The following is a 16,464-nucleotide window of genomic DNA, read 5'->3' as shown; positions in this document are numbered from 1 at the left end:
GGTACTGCTTGGGTCATGATCAGGCTAGTTTGGCGAGCATTTCTCGCGCCTCTTGCTGCTGGACATCGCTACCCTCGGAAATCACTTCATCCAAGATGTCGCGTGCACCTTCAGCGTCGCCCATGTCGATATAGGCTCTGGCGAGATCCAGCTTGGTGGTAGTTTCGTCGGTGTCGGAGAAGAAATCGAAGTCGTCCTCCCCACCGCCGTCGGCGTCAGTCGTAGCCAAGTTGTCAGCAGGAGCAGTGGCCGGCTCCTCCAGTTCCTTGGACAGATCATCCAGATCAGCCTCCACCTCGTTCAGCTTGTCGGCAAAGGTTTCCGGTTGCGCCTCAAACTCGGGCTCATCCAGCGAAATATCGAACCCTTCGGGCAAATCGTCGCTCGGATTCGCTACAGGCTCCGACAGTTCGAAATCGAGATCATCACTTTCAAACGCGGCAGGACCTTCAACCGGCTCCTCGTCGAGATTGAGCGAAAACTCTGTGGGGGCTTGCTCCGCTCCTTTGTCGCTGTCCAGATCGAACGAGAAATCGGAAAGATCGTTCTGCTCGGCCTCTTGCGCAGACTTATCTTCTGCGAGATCGAAGGAGAAATCGCTGGCTGCAGGCGAGGCCTCACGCTCGGTAACCGGCTCATCCAGCGTCAGGTCGTCGAAGTCCAAAGAGTCGTCCGCAGGTGCAGCCGGACGCTCCTCGTTCAGATCGATGTCCAGGTCATCCAGGCTGAGGTCGAATGCATCGTCCAGATCCTGCCCTGCCGCCGGCGCGGCCGGCTCGTCGAGCTGCAGATCATCAAGGTCGAGGCTGTCCATGTCCATATGAGTGGCGGCGACAGCTGCCGAGCCTCCGATCGCCGCGGCCATGGCGGGATACTTGTACTTCAGCTGCTCGACTTCGGTGGTAGCGCCGCCGATTTCACGTAGTTCAGCTTCTTCACGGGCGAAGCCATCGCGATTGCCAAGCTCCGCATACACTTCCATCAGCTTCAGCCGCAGATCGCTCCGCTGAGGCTCGTCATTAAGCGCATTTTGTAGCAGTTCTGCAGCCTGATTGAAGCGGCCGTAAGCGATGTAGATGTCCGCCTCGGCCAATGCATCACCTGTAGTGGAAGTCAGCTCATCCGACGCAGTCGGAGCGTCGGCATGGAAGGAAGTCGGTTCAAGTTGATGCTCCTGGCCCAAATCGACGTACGCCGGCGATTCCACTCGCAGATCGTCGACCGTGTCATCCGCCATCAGACTTTCCTGCAGCTCCGCCTCTTTCATCGCATTGCGGCGCGAAAGAGCCATCAGACCCAGCAGTAAGAGCAACAGGGCACTACCGCCGACGACACCGAGCAGCAAAGTGTTGGACAGCAGATCGTCAATCAGGCTCTTGGGCTCAGGCTCAACAACAGGTGCGACCGGTTTCGCTGGGCTGGCTGGCTTTGCAGCAGGCTTGGACGCCGCAGACTGCTCGGCCGGTGGCGGAGCAACGACTGGAGCAGGTTCCTGCCGGGTATCAACAGCAGAACCAGCCTGGGTGTCACCGCCATCGCGGGCCGGCTCTTGCGTGCTATCTTCAGTTGCCTGGGGCTCTGTTTTTGCGGCAGCAGGCTGGCTGGCGTTGGCGTCCAGCGCCGGGGCCTGGCCTTCGGCACCGACCTGGGCCTGCAGCTTGGCAAGCTGGTCATCCTTGAGCTGCATAAGCCGTTGCAGCTTTTCCAGCTGCCCCTGTAGATCATTCAGACGATCCTTGAGGTCGTCGTTCTCACGACGGCTGGAGTCCAGACTCTCCTGGGTCACCGCCAGCTTGTCACGCAAGGCCTGGCCGCCTTCGGCAGACCCGGTGTCGGAGCCGGCAGTTTCCTTGCCTGCATCAGCCGCCACCAGGCGGAGGCTGTCACGAGACTCGCTACGCGACGGTGCTGCTCCAGCTTCAGTACGACGGGTCGCGTCCAGTTGGCGAGCGCCTGCAACCGCGCCACCACTACCCTGACGCCATGCCGCGTTCTGCTCCGCGACCTGAGCGATCGCTTCGGCCTGAGAGCGAGTCGATATCTGCTCGGCATCCGGCAGACGGAGTACCTGTCCGCTCTTCATCCGGTTGATATTGCCGCCGATGAAAGCATCAGGATTGAGATCCTGAATCGCCAGCATCGCCTGATGAACCGTTCCATTGCGACGATTAAGCTCCGCGATCTCCCAGAGAGTATCGCGCGCGGAAGTCTTGTATTCGCTACCACCGCTCTGCGGGGCGCTTACCGGCTGAACTGGGGTCGAGCGCGTTGTAGACGGACGAGCTGGCGCAGAGCGTACTGGCTCTACTGTTCGGGACGGCGCGGAAATGGGCAACTGCGGTGCTGCGGCCGCTGCCGTTTCCGGTGAATAGAGTGGCGGATCGAGCAGCAGGGTGTACTCACGGAGCAGGCGCCCACTGGGCCAGAGCACCTCAACGAGAAAATTGAGATAGGGTTCGCGTACCGGCTTGCTGGACGAAACCTGAATGACGCTCTTTCCGTTCGGACGCAGTACTGGAGTGAATTTCAGGTCCGTCAGAAAGTACTGGCGATCAATACCGGCGCGATTGAATTCTTCGAGCGAGGCCAATACCGGGATCACCTCCCCGGGCGCCAGGCTGTTTGCATCCAGCAGCTCGATTTCCGCGATCAGCGGTTGATTCAATGACGACTGAAGCGTGACCTCTCCCAACCCAAGCGCGTGGGCCATTTCTGTAGTCAGCGCGGTAGCAGCCGCGATTGCCAGCACCAGATTGCGAACCCGAACCATTATTTAATCCCTTGTTTATCTTTTTCTCGAACTACGAGAGGGTCTTATGTCACTGCCCGCGCCACCTGGCGGTGGCTCCCCATCAGCGATAAGCCGTTCAGCGCATCGGCTAGAAATATTCTTTGAATTACCAGTAAGTATCTTTTACAGATAGTCTTTTATCAACAACTCACCAGACTGCACAGCGTTTAGTGCCGCGCCTTTTCGCACGTTATCAGACACAATCCACAAATTGACTTCCCGTGGATCGCAGATGCCTCGACGAAGTCTTCCAACATAGATCGCCTCCTGCCCGACTGCGTCACCAACCGCTGTCGGATAGTCATCCGACTCCACCAGCTCAACCCCTGGCGCCGCGTCGAGAGCCGCAGACAGCGCTGGCATATCGGCCTCGACGCCACCCTGCAACGAGACGATGAGGCTCTCTCCGAAGAACACCGGAGCTTGAACGAACGTAACAGAGACGGCGAGTTCAGGCATATCCAGGAGCTGACGAAGCTCTTCAACCAGACGCCGTTCCTGCGCTCCATATCCTTGCGCGTCGACCGCCTCGGCTTGTGCGAGCATATTGAAAGCCATCTGCCGGCCGAATATTCGGGGCTCCAAAGGGCGCGCATTGAGCAATTCGGATGTCTGCCGGGCAAGCTCCTTCACGCCCGCCGCACCACGACTTGATACCGGCAAACAGGCCGTAACAGTCACGCGATGCAAATCCAGCTGTTGCTGGATCGGCTTCAATGCGATGGCCAGAGCGACCGCTTCAGGCAGTGGACTGGCAATGGCGCGCTGATCGGGCAACGAATCGAGCAGCCCGCCGTTAACCTCTGGCACCACGCAAAGCTGCTGCTTGACGGGACTCGAGCCTGACAGATCGACGATTCGGCAGCCTGCCGCTACTGCCTTGACGTGACACTCGCTCACCAATTCCGAAGCACCGACCAGAAACACCAGCTGCGCCCGATTGAAGTCGAAGCGATCCGCCTCGCCTACACGCAGATTCCGGCCCTTGAATGGCACCGTGTGCCCGACATCCTCGCTATCACCCAACAGATACAGCTCGGCAACCGGAAACGTCCGCTCCTCGAGCACCTCGACCAGTGCTTCGCCTACCAGGCTGACCGCACCTACGACCGCAACACCGACACCTGTGGGCATCGTCACCTCCACGCACTAAGGACCGGCACTGTAGCGAAATGGCAGACCACTGCAACCAGTGCCGCCGAGCGGCACATCGCATAAACGAAAACGCCGCGAACAAGTCGCGGCGTCTGGCACTTCATCGAGAGCGCATCAACGCTCCAGCAGGATACGCAACATGCGCCGCAGCGGCTCCGCGGCGCCCCACAGCAGCTGGTCGCCCACGGTGAACGCGCCCAGGTAGTGCGAGCCCATGTTGAGCTTGCGCAGACGGCCGACCGGCACGCTTAGCGTTCCGGTGACTGCGGCCGGACTCAGCTCCTGCATGCTGGCATCACGATGATTCGGCACCAGCTTGACCCAGGGATTGTGCTGGCTGATCAGCCCTTCGATATCGGAGATCGGCACATCCTTGTTCAGCTTGATGGTCAGCGCCTGGCTGTGGCAACGCATGGCACCCACGCGCACGCAGATGCCGTCAACCGGGATCGGACTCTTGAATCGACCAAGGATCTTGTTGGTCTCAGCCTGCGCCTTCCACTCTTCGCGGCTCTGCCCATTCGGCAACTCCTTGTCGATGTAAGGAATCAGGCTGCCGGCCAGCGGCACGCCGAAATTGTCGACCGGGAATGCTTCGCTACGCTGGGTTTCAGCCACCTTACGGTCGATATCCAGGATCGCGCTGGCGGGATTGGCCAGATCATCGGCCACGGCCGCATTGATTGCACCCATCTGCTTGATCAATTCGCGCATGTTCTGCGCGCCGGCGCCGGAGGCTGCCTGATAGGTCATCGCGCTCATCCACTCGACCAGACCGGCCTCGAACAGACCGCCAAGGCCCATCAGCGCCAGGCTGACGGTGCAGTTGCCGCCGATGTAGTTCTTGGTGCCGGCATCCAGTTGCTGGTCGATCACGCGACGGTTCACCGGATCGAGCACGATCACCGCATCGTCCTGCATACGCAGCGAGGACGCCGCGTCGATCCAGTAGCCCTGCCAGCCCGCTTCACGCAGCTTGGGGAAGACTTCATTGGTGTAGTCGCCGCCCTGACAGGTCAGGATCACATCGAGGCCTTTCAGCTCGTCGATGCTGTAGGCGTCCTTCAGCGCAGCGGTTTCCTTGCCAATATCGGGGCCCTGGCCGCCGACATTGGAAGTGGTGAAGAACACGGGCTCGATCAGGTCGAAATCCCGCTCTTCCAGCATCCGCTGCATGAGCACGGAACCGACCATACCGCGCCAACCGATCAGACCTACACGTTTCATCGCAACTACACCTATAGAAAAAGTGGCCCGCGCAGATTAAGGCGGGCCAGAAGATTACAACTTCGCGAGGGCCGCGACTACTGCATCGCCCATCGCCTGAGTACCGACCTTGGTGCAGCCTTCCGACCAGATATCACCGGTACGCAGGCCCTGATCGAGCACATCACTCACCGCCTGCTCGATGGCATCGGCTGCCGCTACCTGATTGAAGCTGTAACGCAGCATCATCGAAACGGACAGGATGGTCGCCAACGGATTTGCGATGCCCTGGCCAGCGATATCCGGCGCTGAACCGTGGCATGGCTCGTACATGCCCTTGTTGCCCGCATCCAGCGAGGCGGACGGCAGCATGCCAATGGAACCGGTCAGCATCGATGCCTCGTCGGAGAGGATGTCGCCAAACATGTTGTCGGTGACGATCACGTCAAACTGCTTCGGTGCGCGCACCAGCTGCATCGCCGCATTGTCGACGTACATGTGGCTCAGCTCGATCTCGGGATAGTCCTTGGCCACTTCCTCGACCACAGCACGCCACAGCTGGCTGGACGCCAGCACGTTGGCCTTGTCCACCGAACAGAGCTTCTTGTTGCGCACCATCGCCATGTCGAAGCCGACCTTGGCGATGCGACGGATTTCGCTTTCACTGTACGGCAGCGTGTCGTACGCCATGCGCTCACCGTTCTCCAGCACCTTGCTTTCGCGCGGCTTGCCGAAATAGATGCCGCCGGTCAACTCGCGAACGATGAGGATATCCAGACCGGCCACGATCTCATGCTTCAGCGACGAGGCATCGGCCAGTTGCGGGTAGAGCAGTGCCGGACGCAGGTTACCGAACAGCCCCAGCTCGGAGCGAATCTTCAGCAGACCGCGCTCGGGACGAATGGCCGGATCGATCTTGTCCCACTTCGGACCTCCCACCGCGCCAAGCAGAATGGCATCGGCAGCACGTGCACGCGCAAGGGTTTCGTCGGCCAGCGGCACGCCATATTTGTCGACCGCTGCGCCACCCAACTCGTCATAGCTCAGCTCGAAGTCCAGTTGGAACTTGTCATTGGCCAGCTGCAGAACCTTGACCGCCTCGGCCATGATCTCCGGGCCGATACCATCACCGGGCAGAACCAGAATCTGTTTACTCATCACATTCCTCGATTTTCACTTGGGTGGACGCCGTTGTGTTCATCCACCGAAACCCTGCAAGTGGATGGATGACGCATCATCCACCCTGCCCTTATCTCACTTGATGGCGCCGAACAGCCATGGCTGGCTCTGCTGGTGACGGGTCTCAAACGCCTTGATCGCGTCCGCGTCTTGCAGCGTCAGGCCGATATCGTCGAGGCCGTTGAGCAGGCAGTGCTTGCGGAAGGCATCGACTTCAAAGTCGTACTGCTTGCCGTCCGGGCGTGTCACGACCTGGGCAGCGAGGTCCACGGTCAGCTGGTAGCCTTCGTTGGCTTCGGCCTGTGCGAACAGTTCATCGACTTCCTCTTCCTTCAGCACGATCGGCAGCAGGCCGTTCTTGAAGCTGTTGTTGTAGAAAATATCGGCAAAGCTCGGCGCGATGATCGTACGGAAACCGTACTCCTCCAAGGCCCACGGCGCGTGCTCGCGGGAGGAGCCGCAGCCGAAGTTCTCACGCGCCAGCAGCACGCTGGCGCCCTGGTAGCGCGGGAAGTTCAGCACGAAGTCCTTGTTCACCGGACGCTGCGAGCAATCCTGATTCGGCTGGCCGACGTCCAGGTAGCGCCACTCATCGAACAGATTAGGGCCAAAGCCGGTGCGCTTGATGGACTTGAGAAACTGCTTCGGAATGATCTGATCGGTATCGACGTTGGCACGATCCAGCGGACAGACCAGGCCGTTGTGTTGGGTAAAGGCTTTCATCCGTTATCTCCTCAGGCCTGGACCAGTTCGCGTACATCGATGAAATGGCCGGTTACCGCCGCAGCGGCCGCCATGGCCGGGCTGACCAGGTGTGTGCGTCCACCAGCGCCCTGACGCCCCTCGAAGTTGCGGTTGGAAGTCGAGGCGCAATGCTCGCCGCTGCCCAGCTTGTCGGGGTTCATCGCCAGGCACATGGAGCAACCTGGCTCGCGCCACTCGAAGCCAGCCTCGACGAAGATCTTGTCCAACCCTTCAGCCTCGGCCTGCTGCTTCACCAGGCCGGACCCCGGCACAACCATCGCCTGCTTGACGTTCGCCGCCACCTTGCGTCCCTTGGCGACCTCAGCTGCGGCACGCAGATCCTCGATCCGCGAGTTGGTGCAGGAACCAATGAACACGCGATCCAGCTTGATATCGGTGATCGGCTGGTTGGCCGCCAGGCCCATGTACTTCAGCGCACGAACGATGGAATCGCGCTTGACCGGGTCGGCTTCGGCGGCGGGGTCCGGCACGCTCTGATCGACAGCCAGCACCATTTCCGGCGAAGTGCCCCAGCTGACCTGCGGCTTGATGTCCTCGGCTTTGAGCTCGACGACGGTGTCGAACACCGCGTCGACATCGGAGACCAGGCCTTTCCACAGCTCGACCGCCTTGTCCCAGTCGTCGCCCTTCGGCGCGAACGGACGCCCTTCGACGTAGGCGATGGTCTTTTCATCCACCGCCACCATGCCTACGCGGGCACCGGCTTCGATGGACATGTTGCAGATAGTCATGCGCCCTTCCATGGACAGATCGCGAATCGCGCTGCCGGCGAATTCCAGGGCATGGCCGTTACCGCCAGCGGTGCCAATCTTGCCGATCACCGCCAGCACGATGTCCTTCGCGGTGACGCCGAACGGCAGCTTGCCTTCGACGCGCACCTGCATGTTCTTCATCTTCTTGGCGACCAGGCACTGGGTGGCGAGCACGTGCTCGACCTCGGAAGTGCCGATGCCATGGGCCAGCGCGCCGAAGGCGCCGTGGGTGGAGGTATGCGAGTCACCGCACACCACGGTCATGCCGGGCAATGTCGCGCCCTGCTCCGGACCGATGACGTGGACGATGCCCTGACGCACGTCGTTCATCTTGAATTCGAGGATGCCGAAATCGTCGCAGTTCTCGTCCAGCGTCTGCACCTGGATGCGCGAGACCTCATCAGCGATGGCTTCCAGCCCGCCCTGACGCTCGCCCTTGGTGGTCGGCACGTTGTGGTCCGGCGTGGCGATATTGGCGTCGATGCGCCATGGCTTGCGATTGGCCAGACGCAGACCTTCGAACGCTTGTGGCGAAGTCACTTCATGCAGGATGTGGCGGTCGATGTAGATCAGCGACGAACCATCGTCGCGACGTTTCACCTCGTGCATTTCCCAGAGCTTGTCGTAGAGCGTCTTGCCGGCCATCGGACTTTTCCTCATCTGCTTTCTATGCGGGGCGAATAGCCCTTGCGCTTATGGGGACGATGCTAGGGACTTGCATTCAATTACTCAAATTCATATTTTTCATCCAAAGCATTCCCCTCAGGAATGCTCATTACCACCGGATAGAGATCGTTCATGGACCTGGCCAACCTCAATGCCTTTATCGCCATCGCGGAAACGGGCAGTTTTTCGTTGGCTGCGGAGCGCCTGCATCTTACCCAGCCTGCAGTCAGCAAACGCATCGCCGCATTGGAGTCGCAGCTGGACGTGCGCCTGTTCGACCGGCTCGGCCGCGAGATAGGCCTGACCGAGGCAGGAAGAGCCCTGCTGCCGCGGGCTTATCAGATTTTGAATGTACTGGACGACACCCGCCGCGCCTTGACCAACCTCAACGGCGACATTGGCGGCCGGCTGAGCCTGGCGACCAGCCATCACATCGGCCTGCACCGCCTGCCGCCATTGCTGCGCGCGTTCACCCGCGCTTATCCGCAGGTCAGCCTGGATATCCGTTTTCTCGATTCGGAAGTCGCCTACGACGAAGTGCTGCATGGCCGCGCCGAACTGGCGGTCATCACCCTGGCGCCGCAGACGGCCGAGCCGGTCCGGGCAATGAAGGTATGGGACGACCCGCTGGATTTCGTTGTCGCGCCCGAGCACCCGCTGGCGGGCAAGGCGGATATTCGTCTGGCCGATGTCGCCGGCCATCCTGCCGTCTTTCCCGGCGGCAACACCTTCACTCACCACATCGCCCAGCGACTGTTCGAGCGTGAGGGCCTGACGCCCAATATCACCATGAGCACCAACTATATGGAGACCATCAAGATGATGGTCTCCATCGGCATTGCCTGGAGCGTGTTACCGCGCAGCATGCTCGACGAACAGGTGGTCAGCCTGCCTCTACCAGGCATTCAGCTGACCCGGCAACTTGGCTACATCGTGCACAGGGAACGCACCCTGTCCAATGCGGCCAGAGCCTTCATGGCGCTGCTGGATGCTGAACGCGGTGACTAACCAGACGAGACAACTACAAGAAAGGGCGCCCTATGGCGCCCTTCTCTCCCTTGCAGATCAACCCTCCAGCGCGGGCCGCTGATCGGCATTGATCGGGATGCGCTTGGGCTTAGCCTCTTCCGGCACCACGCGCACCAGGTCGATGTTGAGCAGGCCACTGTTCAGCGCAGCGCCTTTCACCTCGATGTGGTCGGCTAGCCGGAACGACAACTTGAACGCCCGCTGAGCGATACCCTGATGCAGATAGGTGACATTCTCGGCCTCTCTTTCGCGCCGCCCGCCACTGATGGTCAGCACACTGCGCTCGACCTGCAGATCGAGGTCGGACTCCTCGAAGCCGGCGGCTGCGACCACGATTCGATACTGGTCGTCACCGTGTTTCTCGATGTTATAGGGTGGATACGAGCTGCCGGTGTCGTTGCGCAGCGCGGACTCGAACAGGTCATTGAAACGATCGAAGCCCACGGATTGCCGGAACAGAGGGGCCATGGGAAACGAACTCATGATAAACCTCCTGAAATCAGCGAGTTGAAACTGGCGGGACCCGACTTCGGCATCCCGCTGAGCCCTAGATAGGAACCGTTATGCAGATTTCAAGGCACAGAAAATGAGCCTGCTGACGAGAGGTAACACCATGTCCAGAGTCATACTGATCACAGGTGCCAGTCGTGGTATCGGCGCCGCCACTGCCCGGCTGGCGGCCCACCAGGGCTACGCACTGTGCCTCAACTATCACCAACGCGAAGACGCGGTGAAACAGGTGCTCGAACAGGTCCACGCTGCGGGCGTATCGGCAATCACGGTCAAGGCTGATGTCGCTGACGAGGGTCAGGTGGTGCAGATGTTCGAGATGATTGATCGCGAGTTCGGCCGCCTCGATGTGCTGGTCAACAACGCCGGCATGCTCGAACAGCAGATGCGCCTGGAGCAGATGGACGCCGCCCGCTGGACGCGCGTGCTCGGTGCCAATGTCATCGGCAGCTTTCTATGCGCGCGCGAGGCGATCAAGCGCATGTCCAATCAGCATGGCGGCCAGGGTGGTTCGATCATCAACCTGTCCTCGATCGCCGCGCGACTTGGCGCGCCTGGGGAGTACATCGACTATGCCGCGGCCAAGGGCGCCATCGACAGCATGACGGTTGGGCTGGCCAGGGAAGTGGCCGGCGAAGGCATTCGGGTGAATGCGGTACGACCCGGCGTGATCGATACCGAGATTCACGCCAGCGGCGGCGAGCCGGATCGCATCGAGCGGGTCAAGGCAAGCGTGCCCATGGGGCGCGGCGGGAAAGCCGAGGAAGTTGCCGAAGCCATACTCTGGCTCGCCAGCGAGCACGCCAGCTATACCACCGGCGCGTTGCTGGACGTCAGCGGCGGACGCTGATCGGCCTAACCCAGCGCCGCCACCGGAATACCGACGGTTTCGACCCCGAGCATCGCGTCGATCCGCGCGCAATCGTTCTCCCGGCGCAGGGCGGCGAACAGCGCCACCGCCTCGGGGTAGTTGCGCGTAAGCAAGGCCAGCCACTGCTTCAGTCTGCCGGGCGCATAGCGTGGTGCGATCTTGCCCCGCGCCTGCTGCCAGAAGTCCACCAGCGTGGGTTGAAACTCTGCCCAGCTCATCTCGGCGATGCCTTGCCCCTGTTCAGCGGCGGCGATCTGCCGTGCCAGGTCTGGCCGCGAAACCAGGCCGCGGCCCAACATGATATTCTCCGCGCCGCTGACCTCTCGACAGCGACGCCAGTCTTCCAGCGACCAGATATCGCCGTTGGCGTATACCGGCACCACGACGACCTCCTGCACGCGAGCCACCCATTCCCAATGCGCCGGCGGCTTGTAGCCTTCGACCTTCGTTCGCGCATGCACCACCAACTGCTCTGCCCCGCCGTCCACCAGCGCCCGAGCGCAATCGAGTGCACCGTCCGGGCTGTCGAAACCCAGGCGCATCTTGGCGGTGACCGGGATGTGCGCCGGCACAGTTCGCCGTACCTCACAGAGGATGGCGTGCAGCAAATCAGGCTCCCTGAGCAGGATGGCCCCACCGCGCGATTTGTTTACCGTCTTGGCCGGGCAGCCGAAATTCAGATCGATAGCAGGCGCACCCAGTGAGCAGGCATAGGCAGCGTTATCAGCCAGACAGGCAGGATCGGAGCCCAGTAATTGAACGCGCACAGGGGTTCCGGCGCGAGTAACGGCGCCAGCCTGCAATTCGGGTGCAAGTTTGCGAAAGCTGCTTTGCGGCAGCAGACGATCAGAGACTCGGATGAACTCGGTGACGCACCAGTCGACACCACCCATCCGAGTCAGAACGTCGCGAAGGATTTCGTCGACCAGCCCCTCCATGGGCGCCAAAGCGATCTGCATACCAAGCCAATAGATGTTGAAAGTTGGGCATTGTACGGATGCCTGACTCCTTTATGAATGTTGCGTGGCCGGTAGCGGGCTATTCTTCGATGGTCCCACCAATGGTGTCGGTTCCCGTGGTAGCACCCATGCCGCCTGTGGTTCCGGTATTACCCGTTCCCATGGTGCCCAGGTCACTGCCCTGCTGCGCCTTGTGGTCCCGACTGTCATGGCCTTCCGACTTTTCGCTGTGCTGGTCGGAACGCTCGCTCGATTCAACTGAGCTTTCGTTTGCAGCTCCCGGACGACGGGTGTCATCGGCGTTCTCCGCCGAACCGGCGTACGCCCCCGCAGAACCCGCCAGAAGCAATACTGTTACCGCTGTGAGTGCCCGATTCATGGCTACCTCCTATCGATGAACGACTGCGTTAATCACTACGTCTTTCCAATTTGGGACGGCGACGGTGCTCCATGTCGGTCTCATTGCCACCATGGCCGGGTTCGGCCGTGTCGTCGTACTGCTCCGCCGCTGGCTTCTTGGAGGATGCGTCACCTGCCTCAGACTGGACCTGGTCATCCTCCAGATAGTCGATACCGCCGCCAATGCCCATCGAGCCATTGCCGGCGGCGCCGCGATCCGCCGCGCCCGTGTTCTGAGCCAACGGGATGTCAGCGAACGGTAGTTCCAGATCCTGCGCGCTGACTGTTAAAGCAAGCGCTGCAACCAGCACACCAAGCTGAATACGCATGTCCGACACCTCCGCTTCATCCACTTGATACTTAGGCAGCGGCGATTCCAAGGAGTGCGCTGGCGAGCGACCGATGGCATGCCGGAACCGCTTTCAGCGCGCGGGGTCACAACCACAAGGACGAATATTGGATTCAAAGAGGAAGCTCCAGATGGAACCTGCGCTGATACTCCTGATGATGATCCTGGGTTGGCTGTCGGTAGCGCTCTCCATGCTCTGGGGCATGATGAGGATCGCTCGTCGCCATCACCCGCCGCAGGCTCACCCGGCAATCAAACAGTGTCTGCCACACCAGACAGGCGCTCCCGGCACCCTGCCCTCATGGCACGCCTGACCGGTATTTCCATCTGATTTCAAATAAACCCGTGACAGCCGCGTTTAAAGCTGTAGAATGCGCGTCGCGGGATGGAGCAGTCTGGTAGCTCGTCGGGCTCATAACCCGAAGGTCGTCGGTTCAAATCCGGCTCCCGCAACCAATTTAGGGTATACGGATTTAATGGTTGATGGGGCACCTTTACCCCACCAACCTGATACCACCCTCAGATGGTTGATAGATCGACTCCGTAGTTGAGTTCCTCTGCGAAGTCCGGCAGTCCGTAACCGATGGTTTTCTTGTAGAAAGGAGAGACCTTCGCAGTCGGTGCCTTCTTCTTGTGCTTCGTGGTGTAGAGCATTCGTGCCCGCATCACCTCGAAGGAGTAACCGCGCCCTTCACGGTTCTTGTCCTTGGCCAGTCGGTTGATGGACTCCGTGTAAGCGTTGGTGACGGGCATGTCCGTCTCGAAGTAGGTCATGGTCTCTTCGCGCCAGTTTCCCACTGCCCTGACCAGATCGCTCCAGACTTCCTTTTGGCCCTTCGGGATGGTGGCTATCCACTCGTCCAGGGCGGCTTCTGCCTGGAGCCGTGTGGTGGCGTCCCAGATGCCGTAGAAGCGCTCCTTGTGCTCGTAGGCGGCCAGCAGTTGCGGGAACGCGCCTGTCCAGGTCTCCATGATGAGGCGCTCCCGGTCTGAGACTTCGTGAGCGCGTTTCAGCAGGATTTTCCGGTCTCCCTTGAGAGTCCGGCTCTGGGACGGTTTCAGCTCCTTTCTGAGGCCCTTGCGCACTCTCTCTAGGGCATCGTTGGCCATGCGCACCACATGGAACTTATCGACCACGATACGGGCCTGGGGCAGCACAGCCTTGACCGCTGCCCGGTAGGGGTTCCACATGTCCATGCTGACGATCTCGACCTTCTGCCGGTCTTTCAGCTTCATCAGGTAGTTGGTCACCACGTCCTGGCGGCGGGTGGCCAGCAGGTCGAGCAGGGTTCGCTCCTCAATGTTGGTCAGAATGCAGCGGTAGCGCTTGTTCAGGTATAGCTCGTCAATGCCCAGGATGCGGGGCGTCTCGAAGCGGTGCCAGCGCCCCAGGAACTCGGCGCGGGCGTTGAAGATGTCGCGCACCGTCTTCTCGTCCAGGCCGGTCTGTGCCGCCACAAAGGTGTAGGGGTGGTTGAAGGATTCCTTCTCCACGTACTCATGCAGCCGCAGTGTCATACGGAATCCGTCCACCATCTCCGGTAGCTGGGGCCTGAATGTTGTCTTGCAGGCCCGGCAGGTGTATCGGCGGCGGACCACCCAGAGAGTGACCCGCTTGCCGTGGATGGGCAGATCACGATAGGGAACGTCACGCTTGCCGAACCGCACGAACTCACCCTGCACGCCGCACCCCTCGCAGGCTACTGGTGTAGGTGCTTCAAGCCGAAAATGTATGTCTTCATTCTGCTCATCAGAATCCACCAACTGGTACCCAGGAAGGCTTAACGAATTAATCATCTCCCGCCTTGATCAGAAAAACAGGTAGGTGGCGTAACCGGCAATCATCGCCATAGCAAAAATGACTGCTAAAAACGCCGCTAAAAGCTTCAGCGTGAACAAAGAGCGCAACAGAATGAGCTCAGTCAGGCTGGCTCCGGCACTGCCGATGATCAACGCTAGCACCGTCCCGGCACCCACGCCTTTGGCCATCAGAGCCGCTGCCAGAGGTATGACGGCTTCAGCGCGAATATACAACGGCACGCCGATGACAGCGGCAACTGGAATGGCAAAGGGATTATCTGGGCCTGCATACTGCTCCAATAAGTCAGTGGGCATGAAACCATAGATCACGCTGCCAATCGCAATACCGATGAGCAGGTAAGGCAACACATCGATAAAGTCCGACCAAGCTTCCCGCCACACACCACTGTACTTCCCTTCTTTCTTAACCGTGACAGTGGGTTGACTGTCACAGCATTCGCTAGACGTAGAGACTGTTGTCTTCCTATCAGCCCCGCAAGAAGCCGTCTTCGGAGTGGTGTCGCAGCTGTTGGTGCCGCAACTCGATGCGGTCGATGTAGCACTGCACGGGCTTGCTGATGAACTACATCCACTGCTCTCTTGTGTCGCCGTCCGGCGCACATAACGCTCGAAGCCAAGCGTGTGAAGCAGCCATCCGGCACCTACCGCGACCACCAAAGCGGCGAGCACATAGATAGCAGTAAGTGTCCATCCAAACGTGGCAACCAGCAGGCCGACGACGATAGGATTCAGCAACGGAGATGAGAAAAGAAACACCATCATCGGCCCAAAACCGGCCCGTGCCCGAATCAACCCTTTCAACATGGGGATAGTCGAGCAACTACAGAAGGGCGTTATAGCTCCTAAACCAGCAGCAAGAAAATAGCCTCGCTTCCCACTGGAAGTCAGTAACGCTTCCACCTTGGATGGTGGGATGTGACGTTGAAGAACTCCGACCAGCAAGCTAATGCCAATGAATAAAACCGATAGCTCGATAGCGAGAAAGGCGAACATGCCTAGAGCGTCTTGGAGTTGAGATGACATTCAATATTACTCCTATATTTCTAGTATTGTCGAAATGATGTACGCAGCCTACTTGCGTTTATCCGACCTGTCAACTATAATTCTAGAAACATCGAATTATTGGGGCGTGCTATGGATCACGAAAAGGTTGCAGCCAGCTTAGCTGAGCTAGGGAATAGTCACCGACTGTCCGTGTTCCGCTTTCTGGTCAAAGCTGGCCATGATGGGGCTTCGGTCGGAGATATCCAGAAGGGGCTGGGTATTCCTGCTTCGACGCTATCACATCACCTTGCGCGCATGGCCAAGGTAGGGCTGATCCGGCAGGAGAAACATAGCCGCACGATTGTCTGTATACCCGAGTATGGGCACCTAGAGAATTTGATCGGTTTCTTACAAGAGGAATGTTGTGCAGGTGTCCGGATTGCGCATGAACCAGAACCGCTTTGACGCTTGCCCAGCTCTCGCTGTCCTCCCTAGTCAGCATCGCTATGAAGACTCAGGCGAAGGTGGAAACAGAAAATTGGCAGTAGAGTAGGCTGAAGAGGATCAATCAGATAATCCGCTGAGAAAGATTTTCTTCTTTACATCTTTGGCATTTTATCAACCAGAAATTCCGGATACCCTGTTTTTATTTATTCAAGTCCATAATATTTAGCCATTCAGCGTTTTCTTGACCTATAACGCAGTCTCCATTTTTTCGCATATTGAGCCTAAGATTACAGCGTTTTATTTCTTCTTTGAACTCTTCTGAAGGTATCAACTGAATAGTTTTTAAGAGTTGGTTATAGAATTCAGAATCATCGGTTTTCAATGTATAAAAAACCCACTTTCCTTCACGACTTGCCGAGACTATACCTGCTTTTAAAAGAATTTTTAAGTGACGAGAAACATTGTAGTGTGACTCTCCCAGGACATCCATACCCTCACTAACACAAATTCTTTGATCTATATATGACATTAACCAGACTAATCTTAATCTATTAGGCTCAGATAGAGCCTTCATAATATCA

At 59.0% G+C, this 16,464-nt stretch carries 17 protein-coding genes and 1 tRNA gene; 5 read left to right on the top strand and 13 right to left on the bottom strand.

The features are described 5' to 3' along the window. Positions 1-19: 19 nt before the first annotated feature. The 6 genes from CW305_RS06685 to leuC all read right to left on the bottom strand — a co-directional run bounded on the left by CW305_RS06685 (position 20) and on the right by leuC (position 8,493). Positions 20-2,770, bottom strand: coding sequence for a motility hub landmark protein FimV (locus CW305_RS06685; RefSeq protein WP_104097436.1), 2,751 nt, complete (start codon positions 2,768-2,770; stop codon positions 20-22). A 144-nt stretch (positions 2,771-2,914) separates the two neighbouring features. Further along, entirely contained in the window at positions 2,915-3,925 is a 1,011-nt protein-coding gene (locus CW305_RS06680) for an aspartate-semialdehyde dehydrogenase (protein ID WP_104097435.1), read from the bottom strand. Positions 3,926-4,060: 135 nt separating this feature from the next. Next, entirely contained in the window at positions 4,061-5,173 is a 1,113-nt protein-coding gene (gene asd, locus CW305_RS06675) for an aspartate-semialdehyde dehydrogenase (protein ID WP_003301359.1), read from the bottom strand. A 54-nt stretch (positions 5,174-5,227) separates the two neighbouring features. Continuing rightward, the gene (gene leuB / locus CW305_RS06670; RefSeq protein WP_104097434.1) at positions 5,228-6,310 is read right to left on the bottom strand and encodes a 3-isopropylmalate dehydrogenase; all 1,083 of its coding nucleotides are present in this window, start codon (positions 6,308-6,310) and stop codon (positions 5,228-5,230) included. Positions 6,311-6,406: 96 nt separating this feature from the next. Next, complete coding sequence (gene leuD / locus CW305_RS06665; protein WP_104097433.1) at positions 6,407-7,054, bottom strand: 3-isopropylmalate dehydratase small subunit; 648 nt, start codon at positions 7,052-7,054, stop codon at positions 6,407-6,409. A gap of 11 nt (positions 7,055-7,065) precedes the next feature. Further along, positions 7,066-8,493 carry a 3-isopropylmalate dehydratase large subunit gene (gene leuC, locus CW305_RS06660; RefSeq protein WP_023446358.1) on the bottom strand — a complete coding sequence of 476 codons (1,428 nt, stop codon included), beginning with the start codon at positions 8,491-8,493 and terminating at the stop codon, positions 7,066-7,068. A gap of 153 nt (positions 8,494-8,646) precedes the next feature. Between leuC and CW305_RS06655 the strand changes: the two genes are divergently transcribed. Further along, positions 8,647-9,522, top strand: a complete 876-nt coding sequence (locus tag CW305_RS06655) for a LysR family transcriptional regulator (protein WP_003301352.1) — start codon at positions 8,647-8,649, stop codon at positions 9,520-9,522. Positions 9,523-9,579: 57 nt separating this feature from the next. On the opposite strand, the gene CW305_RS06650 is transcribed toward CW305_RS06655, so the two are convergent. Then, complete coding sequence (locus CW305_RS06650; RefSeq protein WP_375664562.1) at positions 9,580-10,026, bottom strand: Hsp20 family protein; 447 nt, start codon at positions 10,024-10,026, stop codon at positions 9,580-9,582. A gap of 130 nt (positions 10,027-10,156) precedes the next feature. On the opposite strand from CW305_RS06650, the gene CW305_RS06645 reads away from it, so the two are divergent. Further along, positions 10,157-10,903 carry an SDR family oxidoreductase gene (locus CW305_RS06645; RefSeq protein ID WP_104097848.1) on the top strand — a complete coding sequence of 249 codons (747 nt, stop codon included), beginning with the start codon at positions 10,157-10,159 and terminating at the stop codon, positions 10,901-10,903. 5 nt (positions 10,904-10,908) lie between these two features. On the opposite strand, the gene CW305_RS06640 is transcribed toward CW305_RS06645, so the two are convergent. From CW305_RS06640 to CW305_RS06630, 3 genes are all read right to left on the bottom strand, one after another. After that, complete coding sequence (locus CW305_RS06640) at positions 10,909-11,883, bottom strand: tRNA dihydrouridine synthase (protein WP_104097431.1); 975 nt, start codon at positions 11,881-11,883, stop codon at positions 10,909-10,911. A 79-nt stretch (positions 11,884-11,962) separates the two neighbouring features. Next, a complete protein-coding gene (locus CW305_RS06635; RefSeq protein ID WP_044315759.1) occupies positions 11,963-12,262 on the bottom strand; it encodes a hypothetical protein in 300 nt (99 codons plus the stop codon). A gap of 28 nt (positions 12,263-12,290) precedes the next feature. Next, positions 12,291-12,611: a hypothetical protein gene (locus CW305_RS06630; protein ID WP_104097430.1), complete on the bottom strand. Its 321-nt coding sequence runs from the start codon at positions 12,609-12,611 to the stop codon at positions 12,291-12,293. A gap of 151 nt (positions 12,612-12,762) precedes the next feature. On the opposite strand from CW305_RS06630, the gene CW305_RS06625 reads away from it, so the two are divergent. Together CW305_RS06625 and CW305_RS06620 are read left to right on the top strand one after the other, a co-directional pair. Further along, positions 12,763-12,945 (top strand): hypothetical protein, encoded by a 183-nt coding sequence (locus tag CW305_RS06625; RefSeq protein WP_104097429.1) that lies wholly within the window; start codon positions 12,763-12,765, stop codon positions 12,943-12,945. Positions 12,946-13,010: 65 nt separating this feature from the next. Beyond that, positions 13,011-13,087, top strand: a tRNA-Met gene (locus tag CW305_RS06620). A gap of 63 nt (positions 13,088-13,150) precedes the next feature. Here CW305_RS06620 and CW305_RS06615 read toward each other — a convergent pair. Next, on the bottom strand, positions 13,151-14,428 hold the full coding sequence (locus CW305_RS06615) for an ISL3 family transposase (RefSeq protein WP_000610830.1): 1,278 nt from the start codon (positions 14,426-14,428) through the stop codon (positions 13,151-13,153). A 12-nt stretch (positions 14,429-14,440) separates the two neighbouring features. Beyond that, positions 14,441-15,475, bottom strand: coding sequence for a permease (locus CW305_RS06610; RefSeq protein ID WP_000098298.1), 1,035 nt, complete (start codon positions 15,473-15,475; stop codon positions 14,441-14,443). 111 nt (positions 15,476-15,586) lie between these two features. On the opposite strand from CW305_RS06610, the gene CW305_RS06605 reads away from it, so the two are divergent. After that, on the top strand, positions 15,587-15,901 hold the full coding sequence (locus CW305_RS06605) for an ArsR/SmtB family transcription factor (protein WP_000349485.1): 315 nt from the start codon (positions 15,587-15,589) through the stop codon (positions 15,899-15,901). Between the two features lie 181 nt (positions 15,902-16,082). Here the strand turns inward: CW305_RS06605 and CW305_RS06600 are convergent. After that, positions 16,083-16,464: ArsR/SmtB family transcription factor (locus CW305_RS06600; protein WP_219819252.1), on the bottom strand; the 382-nt coding region annotated here is incomplete at its 5' end.

The organism is Stutzerimonas kunmingensis (assembly GCF_002929225.1).
GTDB lineage: Bacteria > Pseudomonadota > Gammaproteobacteria > Pseudomonadales > Pseudomonadaceae > Stutzerimonas.
The sequence above is the reverse complement of the archived record's forward strand: the minus strand, read 5'-3'. Positions and strand labels throughout refer to the sequence as shown.